Origin of the sequence: Streptomyces sp. NPDC059695 (assembly GCF_042733785.1) — a bacterium.
Lineage (GTDB): Bacteria > Actinomycetota > Actinomycetes > Streptomycetales > Streptomycetaceae > Streptomyces.
Window position 1 is genome coordinate 83383 of the sequence record NZ_JBHWFF010000001.1, and the last position, 26897, is coordinate 110279.

Annotated in this window: 25 protein-coding genes and 1 pseudogene; 7 read left to right on the forward strand and 19 right to left on the reverse strand. The window is 74.1% G+C overall.

Going from position 1 to position 26897, the window contains the following annotated elements; translation table 11 throughout:
* The first annotated feature begins 207 nt into the window (after nt 1-207).
* The 3 genes from ACFV2S_RS00375 to ACFV2S_RS00385 all read left to right on the forward strand — a co-directional run bounded on the left by ACFV2S_RS00375 (nt 208) and on the right by ACFV2S_RS00385 (nt 1754).
* Complete coding sequence (locus ACFV2S_RS00375; protein WP_383788820.1) at nt 208-456, forward strand: antitoxin MazE7; 249 nt, start codon at nt 208-210, stop codon at nt 454-456.
* A 3-nt stretch (nt 457-459) separates the two neighbouring features.
* On the forward strand, nt 460-840 hold the full coding sequence (locus tag ACFV2S_RS00380; RefSeq protein WP_385552604.1) for a toxin Doc: 381 nt from the start codon (nt 460-462) through the stop codon (nt 838-840).
* A 146-nt stretch (nt 841-986) separates the two neighbouring features.
* Nucleotides 987-1754 (forward strand): SDR family NAD(P)-dependent oxidoreductase, encoded by a 768-nt coding sequence (locus ACFV2S_RS00385; RefSeq protein WP_385552607.1) that lies wholly within the window; start codon nt 987-989, stop codon nt 1752-1754.
* Between the two features lie 80 nt (nt 1755-1834).
* Here the strand turns inward: ACFV2S_RS00385 and ACFV2S_RS00390 are convergent, their stop codons facing one another.
* Both ACFV2S_RS00390 and ACFV2S_RS00395 read right to left on the reverse strand, forming a co-directional pair.
* Entirely contained in the window at nt 1835-2047 is a 213-nt protein-coding gene (locus ACFV2S_RS00390; RefSeq protein WP_383788828.1) for a helix-turn-helix domain-containing protein, read from the reverse strand.
* Nucleotides 2047-2538, reverse strand: coding sequence for a DUF2975 domain-containing protein (locus ACFV2S_RS00395; protein WP_385552610.1), 492 nt, complete (start codon nt 2536-2538; stop codon nt 2047-2049). The genes ACFV2S_RS00390 and ACFV2S_RS00395 overlap by 1 nt, the downstream gene beginning before the upstream one ends.
* Before the next feature lie 109 nt (nt 2539-2647).
* Here ACFV2S_RS00395 and ACFV2S_RS00400 point away from each other — a divergent pair, with 109 nt between their 5' ends.
* Both ACFV2S_RS00400 and ACFV2S_RS00405 read left to right on the forward strand, forming a co-directional pair.
* Complete coding sequence (locus tag ACFV2S_RS00400) at nt 2648-4558, forward strand: hypothetical protein (protein WP_385552613.1); 1911 nt, start codon at nt 2648-2650, stop codon at nt 4556-4558.
* Nucleotides 4559-4655: 97 nt separating this feature from the next.
* Nucleotides 4656-5693 (forward strand): MerR family transcriptional regulator, encoded by a 1038-nt coding sequence (locus tag ACFV2S_RS00405; protein ID WP_385552616.1) that lies wholly within the window; start codon nt 4656-4658, stop codon nt 5691-5693.
* Here ACFV2S_RS00405 and ACFV2S_RS00410 read toward each other — a convergent pair.
* From ACFV2S_RS00410 to ACFV2S_RS00430, 5 genes are all read right to left on the reverse strand, one after another.
* A complete protein-coding gene (locus ACFV2S_RS00410) occupies nt 5675-6448 on the reverse strand; it encodes a DUF1295 domain-containing protein (RefSeq protein WP_385553546.1) in 774 nt (257 codons plus the stop codon). The two genes, ACFV2S_RS00405 and ACFV2S_RS00410, sit on opposite strands and share 19 nt — an antisense overlap.
* Nucleotides 6449-6504: 56 nt before the next feature.
* Nucleotides 6505-7824 carry a class I SAM-dependent methyltransferase gene (locus tag ACFV2S_RS00415; protein ID WP_385552619.1) on the reverse strand — a complete coding sequence of 440 codons (1320 nt, stop codon included), beginning with the start codon at nt 7822-7824 and terminating at the stop codon, nt 6505-6507.
* Nucleotides 7821-8507, reverse strand: coding sequence for a DUF1365 domain-containing protein (locus tag ACFV2S_RS00420; RefSeq protein ID WP_385553548.1), 687 nt, complete (start codon nt 8505-8507; stop codon nt 7821-7823). The genes ACFV2S_RS00415 and ACFV2S_RS00420 overlap by 4 nt, the downstream gene beginning before the upstream one ends.
* Before the next feature lie 122 nt (nt 8508-8629).
* Nucleotides 8630-9886, reverse strand: a complete 1257-nt coding sequence (locus tag ACFV2S_RS00425) for an NAD(P)/FAD-dependent oxidoreductase (protein WP_385552622.1) — start codon at nt 9884-9886, stop codon at nt 8630-8632.
* A gap of 280 nt (nt 9887-10166) precedes the next feature.
* Nucleotides 10167-11540, reverse strand: coding sequence for a cryptochrome/photolyase family protein (locus ACFV2S_RS00430; protein ID WP_385552625.1), 1374 nt, complete (start codon nt 11538-11540; stop codon nt 10167-10169).
* A gap of 245 nt (nt 11541-11785) precedes the next feature.
* Between ACFV2S_RS00430 and ACFV2S_RS00435 the strand changes: the two genes are divergently transcribed.
* Complete coding sequence (locus ACFV2S_RS00435) at nt 11786-12325, forward strand: RNA polymerase sigma factor (RefSeq protein ID WP_383788851.1); 540 nt, start codon at nt 11786-11788, stop codon at nt 12323-12325.
* A gap of 59 nt (nt 12326-12384) precedes the next feature.
* Here ACFV2S_RS00435 and ACFV2S_RS00440 read toward each other — a convergent pair whose 3' ends face one another.
* The 12 genes from ACFV2S_RS00440 to ACFV2S_RS00495 form a co-directional block, all read right to left on the reverse strand.
* Nucleotides 12385-13644 carry an FAD-dependent oxidoreductase gene (locus tag ACFV2S_RS00440; RefSeq protein ID WP_385552629.1) on the reverse strand — a complete coding sequence of 420 codons (1260 nt, stop codon included), beginning with the start codon at nt 13642-13644 and terminating at the stop codon, nt 12385-12387.
* The gene (locus tag ACFV2S_RS00445; RefSeq protein WP_385552632.1) at nt 13628-15166 is read right to left on the reverse strand and encodes an SDR family oxidoreductase; all 1539 of its coding nucleotides are present in this window, start codon (nt 15164-15166) and stop codon (nt 13628-13630) included. The genes ACFV2S_RS00440 and ACFV2S_RS00445 overlap by 17 nt, the downstream gene beginning before the upstream one ends.
* Before the next feature lie 178 nt (nt 15167-15344).
* On the reverse strand, nt 15345-16031 hold the full coding sequence (locus ACFV2S_RS00450) for a M16 family metallopeptidase (protein ID WP_385553550.1): 687 nt from the start codon (nt 16029-16031) through the stop codon (nt 15345-15347).
* A complete protein-coding gene (locus ACFV2S_RS00455; protein ID WP_385553589.1) occupies nt 15944-16849 on the reverse strand; it encodes a M16 family metallopeptidase in 906 nt (301 codons plus the stop codon). Before ACFV2S_RS00455 ends, ACFV2S_RS00450 begins: the two co-directional genes overlap by 88 nt.
* Nucleotides 16850-17032: 183 nt before the next feature.
* Complete coding sequence (locus ACFV2S_RS00460) at nt 17033-18307, reverse strand: M16 family metallopeptidase (protein WP_385552635.1); 1275 nt, start codon at nt 18305-18307, stop codon at nt 17033-17035.
* A gap of 7 nt (nt 18308-18314) precedes the next feature.
* The gene (locus tag ACFV2S_RS00465) at nt 18315-19817 is read right to left on the reverse strand and encodes an MFS transporter (protein WP_385552638.1); all 1503 of its coding nucleotides are present in this window, start codon (nt 19815-19817) and stop codon (nt 18315-18317) included.
* Nucleotides 19793-20815 (reverse strand): ThiF family adenylyltransferase, encoded by a 1023-nt coding sequence (locus tag ACFV2S_RS00470; RefSeq protein ID WP_385552641.1) that lies wholly within the window; start codon nt 20813-20815, stop codon nt 19793-19795. Before ACFV2S_RS00470 ends, ACFV2S_RS00465 begins: the two co-directional genes overlap by 25 nt.
* A gap of 5 nt (nt 20816-20820) precedes the next feature.
* On the reverse strand, nt 20821-21579 hold the full coding sequence (locus ACFV2S_RS00475) for a 2OG-Fe(II) oxygenase (protein ID WP_385552644.1): 759 nt from the start codon (nt 21577-21579) through the stop codon (nt 20821-20823).
* 49 nt (nt 21580-21628) lie between these two features.
* On the reverse strand, nt 21629-23638 hold the full coding sequence (locus ACFV2S_RS00480) for a B12-binding domain-containing radical SAM protein (protein ID WP_385552647.1): 2010 nt from the start codon (nt 23636-23638) through the stop codon (nt 21629-21631).
* Between the two features lies 1 nt (nt 23639).
* Complete coding sequence (locus tag ACFV2S_RS00485; protein WP_385552650.1) at nt 23640-24422, reverse strand: hypothetical protein; 783 nt, start codon at nt 24420-24422, stop codon at nt 23640-23642.
* A 13-nt stretch (nt 24423-24435) separates the two neighbouring features.
* Complete coding sequence (locus ACFV2S_RS00490) at nt 24436-25914, reverse strand: ABC transporter substrate-binding protein (RefSeq protein ID WP_385552653.1); 1479 nt, start codon at nt 25912-25914, stop codon at nt 24436-24438.
* A 112-nt stretch (nt 25915-26026) separates the two neighbouring features.
* A complete protein-coding gene (locus ACFV2S_RS00495) occupies nt 26027-26176 on the reverse strand; it encodes a hypothetical protein (RefSeq protein WP_352023053.1) in 150 nt (49 codons plus the stop codon).
* Nucleotides 26177-26440: 264 nt separating this feature from the next.
* Between ACFV2S_RS00495 and ACFV2S_RS00500 the strand changes: the two are divergent.
* Nucleotides 26441-26896, forward strand: a pseudogene (locus ACFV2S_RS00500) (ATP-binding cassette domain-containing protein); the annotation flags it as partial.
* Nucleotide 26897: the final 1 nt, after the last annotated feature.

A 26897-nucleotide genomic window follows, 5' to 3' on the forward strand; every position in this document is an offset into this window, starting at 1 on the left:
CCCACAACACAAACACACACACCCCCACCAACCAGCTTTTGCTGGGTGTCTGGGGGGCTCTGTTTTGTTTAAAAGAGACAGGGGGAACCCGCCCTGCGGGGCGGCCGTCGCTCGGCGTTCACCCGTGCGCGGGGCGACGCCGGGGGACGGCACCGTGGCACGTCCGACCCCTGGTGGCGCCTGCATGCTCTGCGGCATACTTTCGGTATGCCAGACACGAGCGTCAGGATCGACGAGACCACGCGGGACCGGTTCAAGGCCCTCGCCGACGCCGCCGGGCTGTCCGTGAAGGACTACCTGGAGCGCGTCGCCGACGAGAAGGAGCGCGAGCAGCTCCTCGACACCGCCACCGCCGCCTTCCGGCGCGCCATCGGTGCTCCCGGCGTCATGAGCCGCTTCGACGCCGACTTCGGCGGGCTGCCGCCGGTCAAGCACGAGACCGAACGGGCGGCCTGACCCGTGCGGCTGCTCGTCGACGCCCGCTGGCTGCTCGACCGCCAGGAGGAGATCCTCCGCAGGGACCTCACGGTCAGCGACTACTCGGTCCTGGCCGGCATGGCCGCCCGGCACCGGGTGAACACGCCGCACCTCGACCAGGCCGACCCGGACGCGTTCTGGCGCGCCGCCGTCTTCCTACAGGAGTGCGTCCTGCTCCGCCCGCTGCCGACCCGCAACGAGCTCTACGGTTACGGAGTCGCCATCGCGTACCTGGAGGCCTCCGGCCACCGGGTCGACACCTCGTACGAACCCTGGCGCGATCTCATCCGCGACATCCAGAGCCTGCGGCTCACGAGCTACGACACGGCGGACCGCCTCCGGTCCTTGCGGCAGGAGCCGTAGGCGGCCGCGCGACACCGCGATGCCGCGCCTGCGCGCGGGAACGGCCGAGCTGCGTCTTGACCGCCGTGCGGAGCGTCTGGGTGAGTGATCAGTGGGTCGGTGGACGCGTTACGGTCCCCCTTTCGCCGCCTTCGAAAGGAACCGTCATGAATCTGCCCCCCTCTGGCAGGCGCGTCCTGGTCAGTGGTGCGTCGCGGGGCCTCGGGCGTGCGGTGGCTCAGGCGTTCGCGGCCAACGGCGACCGGGTCGCCGTCCACTTCGGCTCCCGTGCCGACGACGCGCGCGCGACCTTGGAGTCCCTCGCCGACACGGGGCACGTGCTGGTCGGCGGCGATCTGGCGAAGCCGGCGGGGGCGGCCGCCGTGATGGAGATGGCCGCGGAGGGGCTCGGCGGCATCGACGTGCTCGTCAACAACGCGGCGGTGAACGTCCGCCACCCGCTGGCCGAGACGCCGTACGAGGAATGGGTGGCGGTGTGGCAGGAACACGTCGCGGTGAACCTGCTCGCCACCGCGAACCTGAGCCATCTCGCCGCCCGGCTGATGATCGAGCAGGGGACGGGCGGCCGGATCGTGAACATCGGTTCCCGGGGGGCCTTCCGGGGTGAGCCCGACCATCCGGCGTACGGGGCGACCAAGGCCGCCGTGCACGCGCTGGGTCAGTCGCTCGCCGTCTCGCTCGCCCCTCACGGGATCGCCGTCGCCTCCGTCGCCCCCGGCTTCTTCGCCACCGAGCGCGTCGCGCCGCGCCTGGAGGGCCCCGAGGGTGCGTCGATCCGTGCGCAGAGCCCGTTCGGCCGGGTGGGCTCCACCGAGGAGATCGCCGCCGCGGTGCTCTGGCTCTCCTCCCCCGCCGCGGCATGGTCCTCCGGGACGATTCTCGACCTCAACGGGGCTTCCTACCTGAGGAGTTGACGCTCTCGTACGGGAGAAGGCCCGCCCTTTGCCCGGGGACCGGACAGGGGGCGGGCCCGAGCCGCCGCGCCGGAGGGCGCTCACGCCTCCTCGGGCTCCCAGCGGAGCAGGTCGCCCGGCTGGCACTCCAGCACGTCGCAGAGCGCGGCGAGCGTCGCGAAGCGCACCGCCTTGGCGCGGCCGTTCTTGAGCACCGCCAGATTGGCGGGGGTGATCCCCACCCGGTCCGCGAGCTCGCCCACGGACATCTTCCGCCGGGCCAGCATCACGTCGATGTCGACGGCGATGGGCATCAGATGACCTCGTCCAGCTCGGCCCGCATGCGCGTGGCTTCGACGTCGCGGGCGACGGCCTGGGCCAGCAGCATCCGCAGCACGAGCACGATGAGCGCGACGCCGAGGATGGCGAGGGCGATCCCGCCCATGATGACGCTGACGCCCGGATCGTCCCGCTGGCCCGGCGCGTTGATGACGGTGACGGCGAACCACAGCAGCGCGACGGCGACGATCGCGCCGATGACGCCGTCCACGTACCGGAAGGCGGCGTGGGAGAACACGGTCCCCTTGCGCACCATCGCCACCAGTCGCCAGACGCAGACCAGGGCCACCTGGGCCGCCAGCATGCCCAGGATCACGATCAGACGCAGCGGAGTCAGGGGGAGCGACCCGCCCTCCTGGTCGTCACCGCTCACGAGCACCCACACCATCATGACCTGCACCAGCACGGTGCCGGTGAACACCACCGCGAGCACGGCGCGCAGCGCGCGCACGGTCAGCTTTCCCACGGCCCCTCCTTCCATCGAATAACGATGGAAATCTATCGAATTTCGATAGGGCGAGCAAGCGCCGGACCGAACCGAGGTGACGTCGCCCGCGCGGGGTCGTTTCCTCTGTATGCATGTCTTTCAGACGAACGGCACGTCCGACCGCACCGCCCGCATACCCGCCCAGCGATCGCCCTCCCGTGACGCGGCCGAGGCGGCGCTGGTCGAGCACTACCCCGCACTCGTCCGGCTGGCCCACCTCATCCTGCCTCCGGCCCTGGGCCGCCACCGCAGAGTGCTGGCGGCCCACGCCCTGGTGCAGCGCAGCCTCGCCGGGAGAGGCGGCCCGCACGCCGGAGGCGGCGCAGCCGGCGGGGAGGACTCCGCCCACGACTGGATCCGCGAGCGGGTCGTCCGCGGAGCCCTGCGGCCGCCGCTGGCCGTGTCGATCGGGGTGGCCCTGCCCAGGGCGCTCGGCCTGCGGGTGTTCCCCCGGGCCGGCGGCACGGACGAGCTCGCCCTCGACCGCGCGCTCGCCGCCGCGGATCCCGCGACGCGAGCGGCCCTCGCCCTGACGACGTTCGACGGCCTCGCCCCGCCGTCCGTCGTCGCCCTGCTGCGCGCGGTCGGCGTGGCCGACCCCGAGCGGGCGTCGAGCGGCGCCGAGCGGCTCGCCGCGAGCTGCGGTCCCGGCACGGCCGGACTGCTGCGGGGGCCGGAGTTCGACCCCTGCACGGTCCATCTGCGCCCCACCGACCTGCTGGGGCGCCGCAGACGCGTCCGGTTCGCCGCCCTCGCGGGCACCCTGGTCCTGCTCGGCGGGTCCGCCGTCGTCGCCCTCGACGGCTCACCCGCGCCCACCCCGGGTCCCGTGGTGTCCACCGCACCCGCCGGAGTGGCCCCGGTCCGCGTCCCGGCCGAGCGATGGGCCGACACCTCCCGGGTCGACTTCACGGCCTGGCCGGCCCGCGGCGACCGGGCCGCCGACCGGGACCTGATCCGCAGAGCCGTCGCCGCGTGGACGGGCGACTCGCCTCGTACGGCCCGATCCGAGCCGCCCTCGCTGCTGTACGCGGGGGACGTCGACGGAGCGAAGGTCGTCGTGCTGTACACGGGCCGCGCGCTCGTCCGCTACACCGAACCGGCCGGGGGTGACACCCGCCCCGCCCTCGTGGAGACGCGGGCCGACGACAGCGACGTGACGACGGCGGCGGCCGTGGTCCTCGCGCGGGCCGGAGGACGGACGCGGTACCTGCTCGCCCCGTGGATCGCGGAGGCGGGAGTGCGGGACCTGCGCGATCCCCGCAGCGCCGCCCGGCCCCTTCCGGTGGCGGCCGACGGGGTCACCGATCGCGTGAGCGACGCCGCGCCGCCGACCGGACCGGGAGGCTGTGCCGGTGTGCCGGCCCTCCAGCTGCGCTCGTCGACCCGCATCGTGGAGGACCACGCCTTCCTCCTGGTCGATCTGGGCGGACTCAGCCCCGTCCATCTGACCTGGACGTCCCTCCCCGTGCCGGGGGACCCGGCGCGCCGCCCGCGCGAGGCGGCGGGCCCGCTCGGCCTGGCCGCCTGGTCGCACTCGGCGTGTTCCCTCCCGCTCCTGCGGGACAGCGGTGTCCGTGCCGTCAACCGCTGGGAGTTCGCCGCGCAGACGCTTCCCGAGCGGGCGGGACGGGCCCTGTGGATCTGCACGCGTGCCGACACCTGGGAGGGACGCGGGCGGGTGGACGTCACCCTGGAGCTGCCCGGACGCGCCGTCCCCGTCACGACGGTGCGCGACACCGCCGCCTGCGGCCGCTTCGGTCAGGACGTCCTCGCCGGCGCGTTCTGGTCGGCGCCCCACGGGACGCGGTATCTGCTGGCCGCGGGCAGCAGGCGCATCGTGGGCGTCAGCGCGGACGGAGCGGTCGAGGCCGGTGCGCGGGGGCCGGTCCTCGCCGTGCGCGCCGCCACGTCCGCGCCGTTCCGGCTCAGCGGACGGCTCCCGGACGGCTCGTCCCTGCCCGGCTGGACGACCCGGTCGGCCCGGGGAAGCGGGTGAGCGGAGGAGACGGATCGCCATACGCCGTACGCGCTCCTGTCCCGGTCCGGTTACGCTCGCATCGTTCGCGCAGCGTTCCGGGCGTAGAGTAGGGCGCATGCCCGAAGCGACCCACGGAGTGACCACCGGAGCCGTAGCGCGGCGTCTGGGCGTGTCTCCGACCACCGTCCGTTCCTGGGAGCAGCGCTACGGGATCGGACCCGCCGTCCGGTCGAGCGGCAGGCACCGGCGGTGGATGCCTGACGACATCGCGCTGCTGGAGGAGATGTGCCGTCTGACGGCGACGGGAGTGCCTCCGGGCGAGGCGGCGCGGGTGGTGCTCGGGCAGCGGCCCGAGGCGCTGCCCGACGCGACCGGGCCCCTGCCGGTCCCCGAGGCGCTGCCCGACGCGATCGTCCCCGTCCCGGTCCCCGAGGCGGAGCCGCCGTACCAGGACGGACGGCAGCCCGGCTCGGGCAACGGGCTGCCCCTCGGTGATGTCCGGCAGGAGTGCCGCGGTCTGGCCCGTGCGGCGGTCCGGCTCGACTCCCCGTCGATGGAGGCGCTGCTCCGGCAGGTCGTCGACGACCACGGTCTCGTCACCGCCTGGGAGGAGGTGATGGTGCCGACGCTGCACGCCGTGGGGCGCAAGTGGGAATCGTCGAACGACCGGTACGTCGAGGTCGAGCACCTGCTGTCGTGGCAGGTCTCCACCGCTCTGCGGAGGGCGGCGGTGGCCCGGACCCCGACGGCGAAGGGTCCGCCGGTCGTCCTGGCGTGCGTACCGGCGGAGTCCCACACCCTGCCGCTGGAGGCCTTGGCCGCGGGATTGGCCGAACAGGGGCTGCCCTTCAGGATGTTCGGCGGCGCCGTTCCCGCCGAGGCCCTGGACGCGGCCGTACGCAGGTCCGGTCCCGCGGTCGTCGTCCTGTGGTCGCAGGCGCGCTCGACGGCGAGCCACGCACTGGCCCGGCACGTCGCGGGCCTGTCGTTCGGGCTGCGCGGTGCCAGGACGGCGCCGCTCGTCCTCCTGGCGGGTCCCGGCTGGGCGGGCCCGCCGCCCGGCGACGGTCTGCTGCGGCCCGGTGGACTGCGCGAGGCGCTCACGGTGATCTCCAGCGTCTACCGGGACCAGGGTCACGGAACCGGGGTGTGAGCACCCGGGCCGGCCGTGCGGCGCGGAGGACGCGGGAAGAAGCCGCTCGTCCGGGCGCGGTAGTCGGCGTATCCGGGGCGTTGTGCCATGTGGTTCTCGAGGAGCCGCTTGCCGCTCCCGAAGATGAGGAGGCCACTCATCACGAGGGGGGAGACCACGGTGAGCGCGGCGGTCTGCCAGGACGCGCACGCCATCAGGTAGAGGCCCCACCACACGAGGAAGTCGCCGAAGTAGTTGGGGTGGCGGGTCCAGCTCCACAGTCCCCGGTCCATGATGCGGCCCTTGTTCGCGGGGTCGGCCTTGAACCGGGCGAGCTGATGGTCCCCCGTCGCCTCGAAGGCCACCCCGGCCGCCCACAGCGCGAGTCCGGCGTAGGCCGTGACGTCGAGCGGCCCGGGAACGAGCGAGGCGACCTGGACGGGGAGGGACACGAGCCAGACCAGGGCGCCCTGGAGGAGGTAGACGGTGCGGAGCGCGTAGAGCTGCCGGCTCCCCCGGGCCCGGTCCAGCATGCGCGCGTACCTCGGGTCCTCACCGTGTCCGCGACCGCGCCGGGCGATGTGGAAGGAGAGCCGAAGGCCCCACACGACGGTGGCGAGGGCGACGACGGCCCTGCGGGTGGCGTCACCGTGTCCGTCGGAGAGGAACCAGGAGACCACGGCCACGGCGGCGAAGGCGGCACCCCACGCGATGTCGACGACGCGGTGGAGGTTCCTGGCGCTGCCGATGGCGAACGTGATCAGCATGACGGTCATCGCCGTACCGGCCGAGGCCGCCAGGAGGAGGACGAGGGCGTCGGTGTCGATGGCTGTCACTCGGAGTCCCTTCCCGCGGCGCCGGACCCGTCGTCCCCGGACCGTCCGGCCCCGGTGAGCACGAGCTGGCGGACGTCGAGGTACCGGGCCCGGAAGCCGGCCTCCGCGTAGGCGAGGTAGAGCTCCCACATGCGCCGGAAGACGCGGTCGAAGCCCAGCGCCTCGACGTCCTCCCTCGCCGCGAGGAACTGCTCCCTCCACAGCCGGAGCGTCTCCGCGTAGTGCTCGCCGTGTCCGGTGTCGTGGACGATGTCCAGTCCGGCCGCGGAGCTGTGCCGGGCGATGGCCTCTCGGGAGGGGACGAGACCGCCGGGGAAGACGTACTTGCTGATCCAGGTGTGGGTGCGGGCGGTGGCGAGCATCCTCTCGTGCGGCATTGTGATGGCCTGGAGCACGGCACGGCCGCCGGGAGCCAGGAACCCGCGCAGGGCCTCGAAGTAGGCGGGCCAGTACTCGGGGCCGACGGCCTCGATCATCTCCACGCTCACCACGGCGTCGTAACTGCCGCTCGCCTCGCGGTAGTCGCGGAGTTCGACCTCGACCCGGTCGGCGTGTCCCGCCGCCCGGATCCGCTCCCGCGCCAGGGCCTGCTGCTCGGCGGAGAGCGTGAGGGTCCGGACGCGGGCTCCGCGGGCGGCGGCACGCAGCGCGAGTTCGCCCCAGCCCGTCCCGATCTCCAGGAGCCGGGTGCCGGGGCCGACGCGGGCCAGGTCGAGGAGCCGGTCGATCTTCCGGTGCTGGGCGGCGGTGAGGTCCGCGGCGTGCGCCGGCAGGTCGGCGAAGAGCGCGGACGAGTAGGTCAGGCTGGGGTCGAGGAAGAGGGAGAAGAGGTCGTTGGAGAGGTCGTAGTGGCGGTGGATGTTCCGGCGGGCTCCGTCGAGCGAGTTGCGGTCGTGCGGAGGCCTCCGGTGCGCCCAGGCGCCGCGCAGCCGACGGAGCGGCGCCGGGACGAGGTCGTCGACGTGTCGGGCGAGGACCGTGAGCAGTCCGACGAGGTCGTCGCTGTCCCATTCGTCGGCCATGTAGGACTCACCGAAGCCGATGAGTCCGTCCACGCCGAGCCTGCGGTAGAAGGCCTGGGGGTCATGGAGCGTCAATGTCGGTGCGTCCGCGGGGCCTTGGGCGAGGGCGTTGGACGGCGTGACCGTCCGCACCGTCAGGCGGGCGAGGGCGCGGTCCACGACCGTGCGCGCGACGGCCGTGCGCAGGGCGGAGGCGTGGGGGTGTCGGGCGACGTCCGGCCATCGTTCGGCATCGACCGGGTAGAGGCTGGTGGCACCGTCGGGTATGACGACCGCGCGCGGCAGGCGAGTCACAGCATTCCTTCTTGGGTGGGAGGGGCGGGCCGGGACCGGACGGGCAGTCCCTTGAGGTAGAGGCGGATTCCGTGGAGCCGAATCCCGAGCGAGACGGCGGCGGTCGACCACGGATGGCGCAGGGCGACGGCGAGGAGCGTCTGTGGCCCCGCGGGGCGGCGGGTGCCGCGGACGGTGGCGGTCAGGGGGCGGGTGCCGTCGCCGTGGCGCAGCTGGACGGTGAGGTCCAGGCGCTCGCCGGGAAGCGGCAGGCGCATGCGGTAGGAGCCCTCGACGTCGAAGAACGGCGAGACGAAGAAGTCCTTGGGGACCTCGTCGACGCCCTCCGGGTCGGGGCGCAGGAGGTAGCAGTGGCGTTCCCCGTACGTGTTGTGCACCTCCGCTATCACGCAGACGAGGTGTCCCGCCTCGTTGTGGCACCAGTACAGGGTGAGGGGGTTGAAGACGTGTCCCAGGACCCTCGCGTGGCAGAGCATCAGGACCCTGCCGACGGGTTCGGTCACGCCGTTGGCGGCGAGGAAGGTGACGACGCCGGTGCGCAGGGTGGGTGCGGCACCGCCGAAGTGGTCGCGGGGGTCGAAGCGGGCGAGCGGGCGGAGGGTTCGGGGAAGTTCCGGCAGGTCGTCGATGTCGACCAGCCAGTAGTAGGTGCGGTGGCGGAACCGGTACCGCAGCGGGGTCACCCGCGTGTGCGCGACCTCGCTCGGGTAGAGGGCGGGGACGTGCGGGGACGCGTCGCCCGTTCCCGGCCGGGAAGGCTGTGCGACGAGCGCCGGTACGGCCGCGGGCGCGGCCCGTTCCCCGTTCACCAGTCCACTCCGAGCGCCCGGGCCGCCTCGGCTCCCGACCGGCAGCCGTCCTCGTGGAACCCCCAGCCGTGGTAGGCGCCGGCGTAGGCCGTGACGCCGGTGTTCAGGTCCGGGAGCAGGGCCTGCGCGGCGACGGACTCGGGGGTGTACACGGGGTGCTCGTAGGTCATCCGCGCGAGCACGGTGGACGCGTCGACCCGTGTCCCGGGGTTGAGCGTGACGATGTGGGGCTCGTCGCAGTGCAGGCGCTGGAGGCGGTTCATGTCGTAGCTGACCTGGACGGCTCCGGGGCGGGCGGTGCAGGAGGGGAGCCAGTAGTTCCACGAGGCCCTGGCGTGCGGGCTCCTCGGCAGGAGCGTGGCGTCCCGGTGCAGCACCGTCGGGTTCCGTGAGTAGGTGAACGCTCCGAGGACGCGTCGTTCCGCTTCGGTCGGGTCGGCGAGCAGCCGCAGCGCCTGGTCGGGGTGGAGGGCCAGGACGACCGCGGAGTGGGTGGTCCCGTCGCCGTCCTCGGTGACGACGCGGGCGTGATCGGCGCCGCGGACGACGGTGCGGACGGGTGTGGCGGTGCGGACGGCGGTGACCTGCTTCGCGACGCGTTCGACGTAGGCGGCGGAACCCCCGGTGACCGTCTTCCACTGCGGGGATCCGGTCACCGACAGCAGGCCGTGGTGGTCGAGGAAGCGGAAGAGGTACGCCGCGGGGTACCGGAGGGCGGTGTCCGGTGCGCAGGACCACACGGCCGAGACGAGGGGGATCGCGAAGTGGCCGACGAAGTAGGGCGTGAAGCGGTGGACCCGCAGGAAGTCGCCGTAGGTCGTCGTCCCGTCGCCGGAGTCCATGAGACGGCGTGCGGCCCGGTGGAAGCGGGGTACGGCCGCGAGCATGCGCAGGTGGGAGGGGCGCCGGACGTTCCCGCCGCCGAGCAGGCCCCGGGGGCCGCGGGCGCCGGCGTACTCCAGGCCGCAGCCGTCGCACCGGACGGACATGCTCATCTCCGCGTCCTGGGTCGCCACGCCGAGTTCGCGGAAGAGGCGCAGGAGATGCGGGTAGGTCCGCTCGTTGTGGACGATGAAGCCCGTGTCGACCCGGACGGTCCCGCCCTCGCGCAGGGGCAGTTCGTGGGTGTGGGCGTGCCCTCCGAGGCGTTCGTCGGCCTCGTACAGGGTGACGTCGTGGACGCGGGACAGGAGGTGGGCGGCCGTCAGGCCGGCCACTCCCGCCCCCACCACGGCGATGCTGCGGCGGTTCATGGTCTTCGCCCCTCCTCTCTCCACCCTGGTCTCGCGGACGCGGGTTCCGGGTGCGGCGGTGTCGAGCCGCCGTCACCCGTCCAGGCTTCGTCCAGGCTCCGCCCGGCCGAGGCCTCTCGCCAACTCGCGTCGGTTGCGCGTCGAATTCGATGCGAGGAGGGATTCGCCACGAGGAGGGGTGCGGGACCGTCGCGGGTGCGCCGCCCCTGACCGGCCGGTCAGGGGGGTGGGCCTCACCGACCGGCCCAGTCAGAGGGGTCCGCCTCACCGACCGGGCCGGTCAGCCCGCCTCGCGCGCCTGTCGGAAGCGCGCCAGACCGTCCGCGAGCCCGACGAGCGGGTCGGGGTAGTCGTACCGGGCGCGGTCGAGGCCGGTGAGGTTCCAGGGCTGGTGCACGGCGGGCGCCGGGAGGTCGGCGAGCTCCGGGACCCATCGGTGCACGAAGTCGCCGTCCGGGTCGTAGCGCAGCGCCTGCCGTACCGGGTTGAGGACGCGGTTGGGCCGTGTGTCGGTGCCCGTGCCGGCGACCCACTGCCAGTTCAGCTGGTTGTTCGCCACGTCACCGTCCACGAGGAGGTCGAGGAAGTGGCGCGCGCCCTCCCGCCAGTCGATGTAGAGGGTCTTGGTCAGGAAGGAGGCGGTGATGAGACGGCCCCGGTTGTGCATCCACCCCTCGTGGGCGAGCTGCCGCATCGACGCGTCGACGATCGGGTACCCGGTCCTTCCCTCGCGCCACGCCTGGAGGTCGGCCCGCGCGTCCGCGTCCCGGCGCCAGCCGTCGTGGCGGGGACGGTAGTCGTCCGCCGCGGTCCCGGGCCGGGCGGCCAGCACCTGCTGGTAGAAGTCGCGCCAGCAGAGCTGCCGGATGAAGGCCTCGGCGCCCGCGCCGCCGCGCGTCCGCGCGCGGTGCACGGCCTCGACGGGTGAGAGGGCCCCGAAGTGCAGATACGGCGACAGCCGGGACGTCGCGTCGCCGGCGAGGTCGTCGTGCAGGTCCTCGTAGGTGTCGACATGCCGGCTCAGCCAGGACGCGAGCCGCTTGCGGCCTTCGCTCTCGCCGCCGACGGCGAGGCCGGGCGACACCCCCGGGACCGCGGTGCGGACGGGAAGCTTCTCCGACCGGACCTCGGTCGGCACCCTGACCACGCGCGGGGCCGGGAACGGCCTGCGCACGGGTTCGTCGCACCAGCGCCGGTAGTAGGGGGTGAAGACGGCGTAGTGGTCCGACCCCTGGGGGGTGACGTCGCCGGGCGGCACCACCGTGGTCACGGCGTCGTGCACGTACACGCGGCAGCCGTCGGCCTCCAGCGCGTGCCGGAGGCGCTCCTGGCGGGCCTGGGCGAAGGCGGAGTGGCCGGCCGCGACGTGGACCTCGTCGGCCTGGACCTGCCGGACCACGGCGCGGACCTCGGCGACCGGGTCGCCGTCACGCACCACGAGCCGGCCGCCCCGGTCCGCGAGTCCCTGGTCCAGGTCGGCGAGGCAGTCCGCGAGGAAGGCCAGCCGGTTGGGCGCCGCGAAGCCCGCCCGGTCGACCGCGGGATCCCGCACGAACAGCGGAACGACCTCGTGCGCACCCTCCGCGGCGGCCCGCAACGGCGGATGGTCGTGGACCCGGAGGTCCGACGTGAAGAGGACCACGGAAACAGTCATGACGCACTCCCGGTGACCGGCCGTCGAACGTGCGAGCGAGCCCAGCCGGCCGACCGCTGGGCTGGAGCGTTCTTCCCCGGCCGTGGCCCGGCCGGATGCGCCCCGCCGGCACGGATCCGGCCCCGGTCACCGCGGTCGCCCTCCGGGGGCTTTCGTATCGATGCGGTTTCGATGCGTCTTGTCTTCCTGCCTCGTTTCGGGGGAGCTTCGTGCTGATGGGTGCCCTTCCGACTGAGGAGCAAGCCATGAACGCCGACATCGCCGCCCGTTTCGCCGCAGGGGACGAGGACGCGCTCGCCGCGGCGTACCAGCAGCTGGGTCCCCTGGTGCACACGCTCGCCTGGCGTTCCCTCGGGAACGTCCAGGACGCGGAGGACGTCACGCAGCAGGTCTTCCTCGCCGCGTGGCGAGGACGCGCGGGGTACCGGAGCGAGCGCGGCACCCTCACCGGCTGGATCGTGGGGATCACCCGTCACGTCATCGTCGACGCCCTCGCCGGGCGCACCCGCCGGACGGACACCGAGCGGGCCGTGGCCCGGCGGCAGGAGGACGCGATCCGGCACTTCAGCGGCGACGAGAGCGAGCAGGCCCTCGACCGGGTCATGGTGCTGCAGAAGCTGACGTTCCTGTCCCCCGTCCAGCGGCGCCTGGTCGGCATGACGATCTACGCCGACATGACGCAGGCGCAGATCGCCCGCGAGACGGGGCTGCCCCTCGGCACCGTGAAGAGCCACATCCGCCGCGGCATCCTGACGCTGCGGCGCGTGATGGAGACGACCGGCTGAACCCGCGGCCCCCGCGCCGTCCGGCGCAGCGCAGGGAGCCGTCCGGCGGAGCACCGGACTCACCCGGCCGTGCCGCCCCGGCCGAGGTCGGCCAGGACCTCCCGGGCGGCCCGGGCCCCGGAGGCGAGGGCGCCCTGCAGCGAGCCCGTGGCCCGGTGGTCGCCGCAGACGTAGCGACCGCCGCCCAGACGGGTGGTCCGCGTCAGGGGATACGGCGGCGGCATGGCCGGCAGGGCGTCGGGAACCGTGATCCGGTGGACCGTCTCCCAGGAGCGCGTGTCCGTCCCGTACACCTCGGCGAGAGCGGCCCGCAGCCGGACGTCCCGCTCGGGCGGCAGCTCGCCGAGCACCGAGGTCGCGACGAGCGACCGGCCGTCCTCCGCGTAGCCGGGCTGCACCTCCGTGAGGACGCAGGTGTTCAGGAAGCGGCGCCGGGCGTCCACGACCAGGGTGGGTTCGCTCAGCGGGGACTCTCCGGCGGCGTGGTAGACCGTGCTCACGGTGCGGCCGGCGGGCACGTCCAGGCCGGGGAGCAGACGAGCCGCAGCGCGTGCCCCGGTGGCGACGACCACGGCCCGGGCCGCCAGTTCGGTGCCGTCGGCGAGGCGTACTCCCCCGGCGGTGAGGCCGTCGGCCGGCGACCCGGTCGACAGCACTCCGGCCGGGAGGCCGGCGGCGAGCTGCGCGGGCACGGCTCCGGCACCGTCCGCCGGCAGGCAGAGCGTTCCGCGCAGGAGGGTGCGCCAGACCAGGTGGAAGACGCGCGACGAGGTGGCGAGTTCCTCCTCCAGGAACACGCCGGACAGGAAGGGCCGGAAGAAGGTCTCGACCATGGCCCCGGAGACCCCGGCGCGCGCCAGTGCGGTGCGGGTGGTGGTGTCGGTCCGGGAGCGCAGCAGCGCCGCGGGCTCCAGCATGTCGCGCGCCGAGAGCACGCCCGCGGCGAGCAGGTCCCTGGGCGAGCCCGCCCGGCCGGAGAACAGGTCACCGCTGCGCCGCAGGTCCCGGGTGGGGTCGGTGTACCGCCGCATCCCGTCCGGCGTCGACACGAGGACGGCGGGGGTGAAGGGACGAAGCCGCAGCCGGCGCAGGTCGAGCCGTCGCTTGACCTGCGGGTAGGACGTGTTGAACACCTGGAATCCGCGGTCGACGGTGAAGCCCGCGACCCGGTCGGTGCGCATCCGGCCGCCGGGGGCCGCGTCCGCCTCCAAGATCCGGACGGCGAGCCCCGCCGCCCCGAGGTCGGCGGCGCAGGCCAGACCGGACACGCCCGCTCCGACGACCACGACGTCCACGCTTTCCTTACCCGACACGGTCACGGGAGAGCTCCTTCTCGTCCGTCCTGACGGTCTTCTCGGCGGTCCGGGCGATGTTCCTCGCCATGCCGCCGAAGACCACGGCGTGGAACGGCGCGACGCTCCACCAGTACACGTGTCCGGCCAGGCCCCGGGGGTGGAACAGCGCGCGCTGCCGATAGCACGTGCGTCCCTCGTCGTCGCGGTCCGCGACCATCTCCAGCCAGGCGAGGCCGGGGAGCCGCATCTCGGCCCGCAGGCGCAGCAGCCGTCCCCGCTCGATCTCCTCGACCCGCCAGAAGTCCAGCGCGTCGCCGACCCGCAGCCGCTCCGCGTCCCGTCTGCCGCGGCGCAGGCCCACTCCCCCGACGAGGCGGTCGAACCATCCGCGGATCGCCCAGGCCAGCGGGAAGGAGTACCAGCCGTTCTCGCCGCCGACGCCTTCGACGACGCGCCACAGGGCGGCCTGGTCGGCGTTGACGGTGCGGGAGCGGCTGTCGGTGTAGAGGCTGCCGCCCGCCCAGTCCGGGTCGGTGGGCAGCGGGTCACTGGGCGCGCCGGGCAGGGACGCCGAGGACCAGCGCGTGACGACCTGGGCGTCGCGCACGCGCTGGAGCGCGAGCTCCAGGGCCTGGTCGAAGGTCAGCGGGGAGCCCTGCTCGTCGGGAACGTACTGCTTGATGTCGTCCTCGGAGCACACGACCTCGTAGCGCAGGGACTCCGCGAGGGGCCGGGCCAGGGCGGCGGGCACGGGCGTGACGAGTCCGATCCAGTGGCTGGAGAGGCGAGGGGTGAGCATGGGGACGGAGAAGATGAGCCGTCGGGGCAGTCCGGCGACGGAGGCGTAGCGCATCATCATGTCGCGGTACGTCAGGCGGTCGGGTCCGCCGATGTCGAAGGTCCGGCTGACGTCGTCGGGCATCCGCGCGCTGCCGACCAGGTAGCGGAGCACGTCCCGTACGGCGATGGGCTGCACCCGGGTGCCGACCCAGCTGGGGGTGACCATCACCGGCAGGCGTTCCGTCAGGTAGCGGAGCATCTCGAAGGAGGCCGAGCCGGAGCCGATGACGACCGCGGCGCGCAGGACGGTGGTGGGGACGCCGGAGTCGAGGAGGATCCGGCCGACCTCGGTCCGTGAGCGGAGGTGCGGGGAGAGCTGGTGCGGAGGCATGTCGGGCGGGATGAGCCCGCCGAGGTACACGATCCGCTTCACCCCGGCCGCGCGGGCCTCGGCGGCGAAGTTGCGCGCGGCGTCGCGGTCGGCCCGCTCGAAGTCGGCCGCGGAGGTCATGGAGTGGACGAGGTAGTAGGCGACGTCGATGTCGCGCATCGCGGGTCTGAGGCTCTCTGCGTCGGTGACGTCCCCCTGGACGACGTCCGTCTGCCCGGCCCAGGGGAAGTCGGCGAGTTTGGACGGATGCCGGGCGAGGCAGCGGACACGGTGTCCCTGGTCGAGGAGTTCGGGGACGAGTCGGCCGCCGATGTATCCGCCGGCGCCCGTGACCAGGCAGCGGAGGACCGTCGGCGGTGTCGAGGGCGTGGCCATGGTGGAGAGTTCCGTTCCGTCGGGCGTGGGCGGGGTGTACCTCTGTCCATGCTTCGCCGCTGACCCGCCCCGGGGATGCGCCGGGAGCCCTCCGGTTCACCTGTTCGTACGTATGCTTCCGGCGTTCCCGGGGTCGCCGGCGCTCTCCGCGCCTGCCCTCGCCCGCCGCGGGGTGTCCTCAGCCCGTCTCGGCGGACGCTCCCGCCGCCGCCCGGACCTCGTCCTCGATCCGTGCGGCGTCGCCGACCGCCACGGTCACCAGCCGGTCCGGCGCGAACGCCTCCCGGAGGGCCGCCGAGGCCTCCTCCACGGTGACGGCCGCGGCCCTCCGGAACGCGCCCGGCAGGGTGCCCGGGGCGCGCCCGTCGAGCACCAGCACGGCGATCTCGTCCGCGACGGCGGAGGCCGTGAGGTAGCGCAGCGGCGCGGCGTCGACGATCTGCGCCACCGCCGCCGACCGCTCGGCCGCGCTGATCCCGTGCTCGGCCACCTCGCGCAGGATGCGCCGGACGTCGCCCAGCGCCTTGCCCGTCACCGATGTCTCCACCGCGCCGGTCACCACCGCGAGCGAATGCCGCACCACCGCGAGGAGCCGGCTGTGGAAGCCGTACGTGTACCCCTTGGCCTCCCGCAGTTCCCGGTCGAGGCGGGCGTTGACCGAGCCGCCGAGGCTGTGGTTGCCGATGAGGAGCGCGTCCCAGCCCGGAGCCGTGCGCGCGGTCGCGGCCCGGCCGAGGACCAGCCGGGTCTGGACGGCCCCGGGCCGGTCGACCACGATCACCGCCGGGACGTCGCGCACGGGCGGGGCGGGCGGGGCCGGCAGGGTCCCCGGCTCGCCCTCCCACGCGGACAGGACCCGGCGCAGCGTCGTCCCGGTGCCGGGGGGGGGGGGGGGGCCCCCCCCCCCCCCCCCGCGGCGGGGGGGGGGGGGGGGGCGGGGCGCGCCCCGCCCGCCCCCCCCCGGCCCCGCCGCCCGGGCCCGGGGGGGGCCGGGGGCGCGGCCCCGCACCCCCCCCCGCCCCCCACGACGGTGGTGACGGCGGGCCGCAGGAAGCGGCGGTGGCAGGCGACGACGGCGTCCCGGTCGATCCGGCGGACGGTCTCCTCCGCGCCGCGTGCGGGACGGCTGCGCCGGTCCGCGGGGTCGAAGACGGCACCGTGCAGTTCGAGGGCGGCCCGGCGCTCGGGGTCCGCCCTGTGCCGGACCAGGGCGTGGACGCGGGAGCGGACCAGCCGGTCCACCGCGGTGGCTGGGAGCAGTGGTTCGCGCATCGCGCGGATCAGGAGGGACAGGGCGCGTTCGAGGTGGGTGACGGGTACGTCCAGGGTGATGCGCAGGCCCGCGTGTTCGGCGCCGACCCCGAGGGTCGCGCCGCAGTTCTCCAGTTCGCGGATGAAGTCGAGCGAGCCGAGGCCCGGTACGCCTTCGACGAGGGCGCTGGTCGTGATGCCGAGGACGCCCTCCAGCTCGCGGGGTTCGAGGGCGAGGGGCGCCGCGACGACGATCTCGACGCTCAGCACCTCCTGGCCGGGCCGGTCGCAGGTCAGCAGGGTCACGCCGTTGGCGAGCCGGTCCTCGTGCAGTGCGGGGAAGAGCCAGGGCTCGACCGGTACCGGCACGGGCCGCCGCGGGCGCGGGCCGGCGAACCGGTGGGGCGGGGAGGCGGAGACGGGGGCGGTCATGCGGGGACCCTTCGGGCAGGACCTGCGGGGCGGGGGCGGTGTCGACGTGGGTGCGGGGGCGGCCGTCCGGCGGAGTTGGCGTCCGGTGGGGTTGCCGTCCGGGGCCCGCGCGGTAGGGGCCGAGCGGGCGGCCGGGAGGCCGTCCGGGGCCCGCGCGGAACGGGGCAGGGCGGGGCGGGCCCCTCAGGCCGGGGCTCGCGCGGGTTCGTAGGTGAGGACCGCTCGGTGGGCCGGGCCGAGCAGGTCGGCCGCCGCCGCGCCGACCTCGGCCGCGCCGACGTCGAGCACACCGGCCAGGTGCCGGTCGCAGCGGGACGCGTCGCCGAAGTACGCCTCCTGGGCGCAGAGTTCGTCGGCCCGGCCGGCGGGGTGGGCGAGCCGGTCGTGCCAGTCCCGGCGGATCTGGGCCCGTGCCCCCTCCAGAGCGTCCTCGGTGACCCCGCCGTCGGCGAGCCGGCCGATCTCCTCGTCCACCGCGCGCTCCAGCGCGGCGGGATCGGCCCCGGCCGGGGCCCGCACGTTGAGCTGGCCGAGGGACGGTGCCTGCGCCAGGGGCATCAGCGAGGCGCGCGCCGTGTGGGCGAGCTGGTCGCGCCGCACGAGCCGGTCGTGCAGGCCCCGGCTGCTCATGCCGCCGAGGAGGGTCAGGGCCAGGTCGGCGGCGGCGCAGCCGGGTGTGCCGTAGGCGGGAAGCTGGTAGGCCGCCATGAAGGCGGGGCCGGGCACCTGTTCCACGAGGTGGCGCCGCGCCTCGGCCGGGCCCGTGGGCGCGCCCGCCGGGCGCGGGGCGGTTCGCGTGCCGGAGGGCGGGATGTGCCCGAAGTGGCGCTCCGCCAGGTCCGTGACCGCATCGGGAGAGACGTCGCCGACGACGGAGAGGATCGCCCGGTCCGGGGTGTAGTGGCGGCGGAAGAAGGCACGGCAGTCGTCGAGGGTGACCGCCCGCAGGTCCTCGGGGCTGCCGGCCGGCAGGGCGCGGAAGGGGTGCCCCGCCGGGAAGGACATGGCGACGAGCTGCTCCCAGCCGGTCCCGTAGGGGACGTTGTCGTACCGCTCGCGGCGCTCGTTCAGCACGACGTCCCGCTGGGTGGCCAGGCTGTCGGCGGTCAGCGCGTCGGGCAGGCCGCCCATGCGGTCGGCCTCCAGCCAGAGCACGAGCTCCAGCTGGCCGACCGGGACGACGCTGTGGAAGGCGGTGCGCTCGAAGCCCGTGGCGGCGTTGGTGTGTCCGCCCGCGTCCTCGACGGCGGCGGTGTGTCCGCCGGCGGGCACGTGGGTCGAGCCCTGGAACATCAGGTGTTCGAAGAGGTGCGCCAGGCCGGTCCGGCCGCGCGGCTCGTCGCAGGAACCCACCTCGTACCAGAGGCAGATCGCCGCCACCGGGAGGGTCGGGTCCTGGGAGACGACCACCCGCAGACCGTTGGAGAGGGTGTGGCGGACGGGGCTGAGGACGGGCACGGTGCTCCTACGGCTCGGTGGGCGGCGCGGTCGTGGCGTGCGGCTCGTCCCCGGCGGGGGGCGTCCCGGTCGGCGTGCCGCCCTCCTCGCCGTCCCCGTCCTCCTCGTCGTCGGTGCCGCGCAGTGCGCGGACCGGGCTGAGCAGGGGCCACAGCGCCGAGGTGAGAAGACCGGCGGCCGACACGTACATGACCTCGGCGAGGCCGAAGCGGCCGCCGAGCCAGCCTCCGAGCAGCGCGCCGATCGGCTGGCAGCCCCAGCTGACGAAGCGGGTGGTGGCGGTGACCCGGCCGAGGAGGTGGTCGGGGACCAGGCTCTGCTTCACGGTCTCGCTGATGACCAGGTTGACCACGACCGCGAAGGTCCAGGTGAAGGTGGAGGCCGACACCAGGAGGATGGCGAGCGGACGGTTGTCCCACTGTGCGGCGAGCGGGACGAGGACGGCCGAGGCGCCGGGGGCGGCGTAGGCCACGACGAGGGCGCGGCCCTGGCCGAGCAGCCGGGTGAGGAAGGGGGTGCTGGACGCGCCGAGCAGGCCGGCGACGCCGCCCGCCATGCTGGTGGCGCCGAGCAGGCCGGGGCTGAAGTCGAGGACGCGGAGCACGAAGAGGGTGTGCACCGCGAAGAACATCGCGTGGAAGATGTTGAAGTGGGTGGCCGCGAGGATCATCGGGCGCTGGATGCGGTCGTCCCGCAGGACCCGCAGCCCCTTCAGCACGGCCTTGCGGTGCGTCTCCTTCTCCTGCGTCCCGGTCCCGTCGGCCGTGTCGGCCGTGTCCTTCGCGCCCGTGGGCCGCTCGTCGCCGTCCGCCGGGTCGGCGGAGGGCGGGGCCTTGGGCAGGCCCGCCAGGGTGAAGCAGCTGATCAGGTACGAGAAGGTGTCCACGACGAGGGCGACGGGCGCGCTCATGACCTGGATGAGCAGACCGGCGAGGCCCGGTCCCGCGACGGTGCCGACGGACGTGCTGGCCTCCATCCACGAGTTGGCGCGCTCCAGTTGCCGGCGCGGCAGCAGCCGGGGCAGGTAGGCCGACATGGCGCTGTCGAAGAGGAGGGTGAAGGCGCCGACGAGGAAGACGACGCCGTACAGGACCGGCATGGTGAGGGCGTCGAGCCAGAAGAGCAGCGGGATCGCGAAGAGCAGCAGTCCCCGGGCCACGTTGGACACGATCATGAGGGCGCGCCGCTCGTACCGGTCCGCCCAGACACCGGCCGACAGACCGAGCAGCAGCACGGCGGCGGACTCGGCGGCCTCCAGGACGCCCATCTGCCACGGGGTGGCCGCGAGGGTGGTGACGGCGGTGATGCCGATCGCCATGAAGGTGATCTCGGTGCCGGCGAGGGACAGGGTCTCGCCGGTCCACAGGCGGAGGAAGCCGGTGCCCCGGAACGGCGGCTTCTTCGGCTTGTCCCGTGGGCCCTTCTTCCCGGGCCGCGGGTCCGGGGTGTCGCCCGCCCGCTGTTCCGGTACCTGCTGCTGGTCGGTCATGAGGTCGTCGGACACGTGCATGTGCTCTCTTCGCTGTGGGTGATCTTCTGACGCGTGAAGTCCAGGGCCGCGCGCCGGCCCAGGGTGGGGCACGTGCCGCTGCACAGGAACTCGACGATGTCATGCGCGAGCATGGCGGCGACCACGGTGTTGGCGGGGCCGAAGGAGAAGGGGGCGGGGTCGGTGGACCGGTCCTCGACGTCCCGTTCGTCGTCGGTGAGGCCGGTGCGCCGGGCCCGTTCGAAGCAGGTCCAGCAGCCGCCCCGGGCCGGGTCGACGACCGGGCCCCACAGGCCGACGCCGACACCGACCGCGCCGATCGCGGTCGGTGTGCCGGTGGAGGCCGCCCATCGCGCGACCACGGCGGGCAGTTCGGGCGGGGTGTCGGCGGCGACGACGACCAGGTCCAGGTCCCGGGGCAGCGACGCGGCGAGGTCACCGGTCGTGCCGATCCGCTTGCGGACGCCGACGGTCTCGACGCCGGTCCGGATCGCGCCCAGGTAGTCGGCGAGGGCTTCGGTCTTGGGCCGCCCCAGATCGGAACGGGTGTACGTGAACTGCCGGTTGAGGTTGTGCAGCGCCACCCGGTCGTCGTCGACGAGCCAGAACCGTCCCACGCCGGCCGCCGCGAGGTGCTGGGCGACGATGCCGCCGAGGCCGCCGAGGCCGATCACCCCGATCCGGGCGGTGAGCAGCCGGTGCTGGGCAGCGCCGGTGTCCGGGGTGAACAGGCCGAGGTAGTCGACCTGGCGTTCGTACGCCTCGCCGGTGAAGTCCGCGGTACTGACGGCCGGTTCGGCCGTGACCCAGCCGAGCTCCCGCAGCTGGGCCAGGAGCGCGGTGGCCGCGCCGGGACGCCAGGCCGCCCCGAGCTCCTCCCGCGTGGTGCCTTCTCGCAGTCGCAGCAGCGCCTCGCCCAGGCCCGGCCGGGCCCCGCCGATGCGGAGCAGGCGGGGGCCGAGGGTCAGCAGCGTCTCGTCCGGGGTCTCGTGGACGGCGACGGCGGGCAGCAGGCGCACGGTGTTCAGCTGCCCTCCAGGTGCTGCCCCATGGCGATGGTGTAGCGGCCGACGGCGTCCCGGGTGAAGGGCTCGACCCAGTGCCAGCAGTCCTCCCGGATGGGCATCAGGGAGACGCTGTTGAAGAGGGGTTCGACGAAGAACTCCTCGTCCCGGCCGTTGCGGAAGGCGAGGCGCCCGCCGGACTCGGGGGTGTACTCCTCGTCGAGGTAGAAGTTGACCGCGAGGACCCGGCCGGGCACCAGGTCCTGGTGGGCGCCGAGGGCGTCGGAGCGGCGGTAGGCGGCGAGTTCCATGGTGGTGTGCTTGCGCAGGACGAGTCCGGTGCCGGAGGAGATCCAGTCGCGGAGGGCTTCGGAGAGCACGGAGAAGACGAAGAACTCCTGGAGGGAGCGCTGGTGCGCGGGGTCCATGGCGCCCTCGTCGAGCAGGGCGTGGATGTCCTTGACGACGAACTGGGAGATGGTGACCTCGTCCTGCTCGTCGACCTCGTCGTCCCAGAACTCGGTCTTGCCCAGGCGTCCTTCGTACGTGGCGGCGTGCCGCGACCAGGTCGGGATGGCGCGCATCGCGGCGGCGAGGTCGGTGGCGAACGCGGGGCGGAGGAAGTCCCGCAGCTGCAGGGGGTGGACCTGCTCCCCGTGGTACCAGTCGCGCAGCAGCTCGACCGTGGACTCGGTCAGGTACTGCGGCGCGACGTAGGGGGCGGCGCCGGAGAGGGCCGGCGGAACCGGCGACGACGGCCGTGTCGTGGTGCTGGACATGGTTCTCCTCACGGACGGGGGTGGACGGGGCGGGTGGAGGGCACGGGGGTCAGGCCAGGGCCGGCTGCGGGCGTCCGGTGGCGGCGACGGCGGTCAGCAGCCGGGCCTCGACGAGCTGCCGCAGGACCGTGGCGCCGCCGGCCGTCCCGTACACGTCCGTCAGGTCGCGGCGGGTCAGGGGTGTCCCGTCCAGCCAGGGGGCGAGTCCCCTGGCCACGGCGGCGGGCAGGACCGTGCGCTCACGCCGCAGGACGTGGGTGACGACCAGCTCGTCACCGCGCGGGAGGACGTCCAGGGACGCGACGCCCAGCCGGAACGGCTCGTCCTCGCCGGGCAGCCGGTCGAGGAACTCGTCGCCGGTGCGGCGCATGTGGGCGGAGCCGTGGCCGATCGCGAAGTCCTGGTAGGCGCGGTGGACGCCGGTGCGCTCCTCGCGGGTCATGGCCGGGTCGATGTTGCCGAGGTGGTTGAGCGCGTACTGCGCCTGGTTGGCGAGGCCGGGGCCGTCGTCCCCGACGACGAGACCGAAGCGCTCGGGGTGGCGGCCGACCTCGGAGGAGCGGGTCGCCTCGAAGGGGAAGACGGTGAAGGACTCGATGCAGTCGGCGAGTTCGGCCACGTCGCGCAGCGACTCCATGGCCTCCTCCAGGGTGGTGGAGGGCAGGTCGGGGATGAGGTTGATCCTCAGCTTCATGCCGGCCTGGTGGGCCTCGCGGATGAAGCGGAGGTTCTCCTCGCGGTCGGCGGACTTGTGGACCAGTTTCAGGACGCGGGTGTTGGTGGTCTCCATGCCGATGACGAGGTACGCGCAGCCGGCCCGGACCATGAGCTGGAGCAGTTCGGCGTCGAAGCGCCGGTCCACCATGGCGAAGGAGTTCCAGGTGATGTCCAGGCCCCGGTCGATGACGGCCTGGGCGAAGCGCCGGGCGAACGCGGGCGGGATGGACTCGGTGATCAGCTCGAAGCGGCGCACCCCGTGCGTGCTGACCTGGTGCTCCAGCTCGGCCATGAAGCTCTGCACGGAGCGGCCCCGGTAGGGCGGGGAGCCGTCGTACAGCTCGACGAAGTCGCAGTAGTCGCACTTGCCCCAGTAGCAGCCGCGCGCCTGCACGATGCCCATCTCGGGGCCGACGAGCCGGGCCATCAGGTCGGGGTCGTACGCGGCGGGCGGCAGCGCGTTGGGGTGCAGGCCCGCCGTGGGCGGGGTGTGGACGGGGCCGTCCGCGGCGACGGCGGAGACGCCCGCGACCTCGTGGGGCCGCCAGTCGCCGGTGTCGGCCTGCCGGTAGAGGGCGAGGAGGGGGGCCTCGCCGTCGAAGCGGACGACCGCGTCGACCTGCCGGTGGACGTCGAGCAGTCGGGCGAGGTCGTCCTCGTTCATGAGGGACAGCGTCGGCCCGCCGAGCACGATCCGCAGGTCGGGCCGGATCCTCTTGACCGCCTCGGCGAGCAGCAGCGCGGGCACCAGCTGCGGGCCCATGGGGACGGAGACGCCCAGGAGCCGGGCGTCGGCGGGCAGCCGGGCGGCGAGGCCGAGCGAGGCGTAGTACGCGCGGTAGACCTGGGTCCGGTCCGATTCCAGCAGCGCCGGGTCGGTCAGCCACTCGGCCTCCGGGTCGATCAGGTACGGCTGGGCCAGCGCGGACAGCAGGAAGGCCGGGCCGGACTCGGCGGCGAAGGTGTGCCGGCCGTGCGCGTCGAAGAGGGCGTCGTGGTGGCGGGCGAGCCAGCGGCCCGCGACGGCGCTCATCTCCTCGGGGTAGCAGCCTTCCAGGCCGACGAGCCGGCCCGCGCCCGCCTCCGCCAGGTGGCCGGGGTCGAGCAGGTGGAGGGCGAACTCCTCGTTGAGGTCCCACTGGTGGGTGCGGACCTTGCGGCTCTGGAGGAAGCCGGCGAGGACGGCGGTCGACGGGAAGTAGCGGCCGAAGCTGGACTCGACCAGCGGGGGGAAGGCGAGGACGACGGAGCCGGTGTGCCGGGCCGCCGTGTCGGGCTGCCGTCCCGCGTGGGGGGCGGGCACCGCCTCCGTGCCAGGTGCGCCGGGTGTCTCGGGTGTCATGTCACTTCACCTCACCGGGAGTCGTGGGAACGGCGGCGATGCTGACCGTGTGGCGCCCCACGCGGTCGGCCCGCCAGGGGGTGACCCAGTGCACGCAGCCGGGGCGGATCGGCATGACGGACAGGCTGTTGAACCGGGGCGGCATGAGGTGCTCGCGGCCCTCCTCGTCGCGGAAGCCGAGGATGCCGCCGTCGTCCGCCCCGTAGCCGGGGTCCAGGTACAGGTTGAGGACGAACAGGGTGTCCGACTCGGCGTCGGAGTGCTCCCCGAGGGTGTCGCCGCGCCGGTAGCGCGCGAACTCGACGTTGGTGGTCAGCGCTCCCCCGGGGGCCGTCCAGCGGTCGAGGAGGTCGCGCAGCACCGGGCCCATGGCGGCGAAGACGAAGAACGCGGAGAGCCGGGCGCGGTGCTCGGCCGGGTAGGGCGAACCGTCGTCGAACAGGGCCGGGATGTCCCGGGCGACGTCGCGGACGGCGGCCCGTTCCCCGGGGGACGCGGCGCGCCACTCCTCGGGGGTCGCCGGCCGGGTGGCGAGCCGGTCGGGGTTCCACAGGACGGCCGAGGTCTCCCACGTGGGCATGGCCCGTACCGTCTCGCCGAGGGCCCGTGCCTGTTCCGCGGGCAGGAAGCCGTCGAGGTGGACGGGGCGGGCGGGGACAGTGGTCAGCAGTGCGGCGAGCGCGTCGAGCTCGGCACGCGAGCGGCCGGACGGACGGAAGGGGCCGTCGGCCCCGGCGCAGGGGTCGTCGGCACCGGGTGCGGTGGTGGCCGGGCTGTGCGTCATGCGGTTCGGCCCTTCAGTGGTCGCGGTCGGGCACGGCGGTACGGGTCAGGTGGTCCAGGTGCGTGGTGCCGGTGGCCGCCACGACGGGCGCCGGGCGCCCGGGCCCGGTCAGGGTGACGCTGTTGACCTGGAAGAGCGGCACCACCGGCGCGTGGTCGAGCACCACGGCCTCGGCTTCCCGCCAGGCCCGCGCCGCCGCGGGTCCACCGGCCGCGCGCAGCGCCCGGTCGAGTGCGGCGTCCACGGCCGGCTCGGCGAACCCGAAGGCGCGGGCCTGGCCGGCGGTGCTGTGGAAGCCGGTGAGGAAGCCCGCCACATGGGCCAGCGGGGCCGGGTTGATCCCGTAGAGCAGCTCGTAGTCGAGGGTGGCGGCGGCCCGCGCGAAGCGCGCGTACGGCAGGGGGCGCAGCCGTACGGGGTGGCCGAAGCGCTCACGGATGTCCGCCGCGACGAGGGCGGCCGCGGCGTCGTTCGGCGGGAAGTCGGCGTAGGTCAGGGTGAGTTCCGCCCGCCGTCCCGGTGGTGGGAGGTGGCCGGAGTGCGGTCGTACGGCGTCGCCCGGTCCCGTCGCTCCCGGCTCCCACAGGTCCGAGTAGCGGGGGAGCGGCAGGGCCGCCTGCCGCAGGCGGGTGCTCGCCGTGCGGCGGTCGAAGCCGGCGGAGAAGGCGCGGCGTCCGGCCGGGGCGGCGAGGGGGCTGTCGATGCCCGGGCGCACCCACAGCTGGCAGGCCATCGAGAGTCCGCGGACGGTCGCGCCGGGGCGCGCGGCGGCCGCGGTGAACTCGTCCGGTGTGAGACCGGTGTTGAGCGAGAGGTCGAGCCGGCCGTCGGCCAGGGCGGCGAAGGCTTCGGCGCGGTCGGCGTGCACTTGGAAGGCGAGCCGTTCGGGGGTGCCGGGCCCGGTGCGGCGGGACGGTTTGCGGCGCAGTTCGATCCGGCCCCGGGCGCGGTCGGCCCGGACCGGCCGGAAGGGGCCGCTCCCGGTCCAGCCGCCGTCGGCGGTCTCCCGGACGGGCGCGGCACCGGGGAAGGCGAGGAGCTGCGGCAGGTAGGGCAGCGGCAGCGGGGAACGGAGCTCGACGACGGGAGCGCCGTCGGCCGGGTCGGGGACGACCCGGGTGGTGACCGGGGAGCCCGTCCCCTCGGGGTCGTACGCGGCGGGCAGCGGCAGGCAGGTGGGCCCCCAGGCCCGGTGGACCCCCGCGGCGATCTCCTCCGGCCGCACCGGGCCGCCGTCGTCCCAGTGCTGTCCGGGGGCGGGCCTCAGCAGCCACACGCGGTTGTCGTCGAGCGGGGTGAGGGCGGCGAGCGCGGACGGTGCCGTGCCGGGCGCGCCGGAGAGGTCGCGGGTGAGCGGGTCGACCAGGGCGTCCAGGACGAGGGCCTGGTTGAAGTCCACGACGTGGAAGGGGTCCAGGCTGAGGGGCCAGGCGTCGAGGTCGACGACGAGGGCGGTGTCGCGCCCGTCGGCACGGGCCTGCTGGGTACCCACTTCGGCTGCAACTCCCCCCGGTCGGTCGGCTGTCGGCGGCGGTGCGCCGGACGGGTCGGCTGGACCGCCGGGCCCCGGGGCCGCGCTCGGTCCCGGGGTCCGGCGGCGGTGATCAGCTGCGGACGCGGTTGCCGAGGAACTCGTTGAGCAGTTCGCGCTTGAACACGAGGCCGTCGGTCTCGAGCTCGGGCGTGCCGGCCGTGTCCTGCTGGCGCAGCTCGGCGGTCTCCTCGGTCTCCGGACGCTGTGCGTTGGACTCCATGGTGGTTCCCCTCTCATGCGAGTGGACGGCTGGCCGGGGCGCGGGGGTTGCCCGTGTCCGGCCACCCAATGGCCGCCGACCCGGACGGGAGGTTCCCCGAACGGGCGGTCGGTGGCGACGGTGTCACGCCGATTTCTCTCGCTCAAGACCGCCGTGAGAGATTGATCGGATCCAGGTGCGGCACACCGGCGGGCAAGGGGTGGGAGATCGATGGGATTTCTGGAGGTTTCCGGGCTTGAATACTGGTTGGCCGATGGACGGATGCTTTTTCACGATGCGTCCTTCCGGGTCGGAGACGGCGACAAAGTCGCCCTGATCGGCGCCAACGGAATGGGCAAGACGACCCTGTTGCGCCTGGTCACCGGCGAGTTGAAGCCCGAATCCGGAACGGTCAGGGTGGTTGGCGGACTGGGAGTGATGCCCCAGTTCATCGGTTCGGTGCGGGATTCGACCACGGTGCACGAATTCCTTGTCTCCCTCGCACGTCCGGAATTGCGACGCGCATTTTCGGACATGGAGCGAGCAGAACTCGCCATGATGGAATCGGACAGTGAGGCCGTCCAGCTCCGTTATGCCGAGGCGCTCTCCGTGTGGGGCGACGCCGGCGGTTACGACGCCGAGGTCGAATGGGATCTGGTCACCGAGGCAGCGCTCCGCCTGCCCTTCGACCGGGCACGCTTCCGCGAGCTGCGCACCCTGTCCGGCGGCGAGCAGAAGCGCC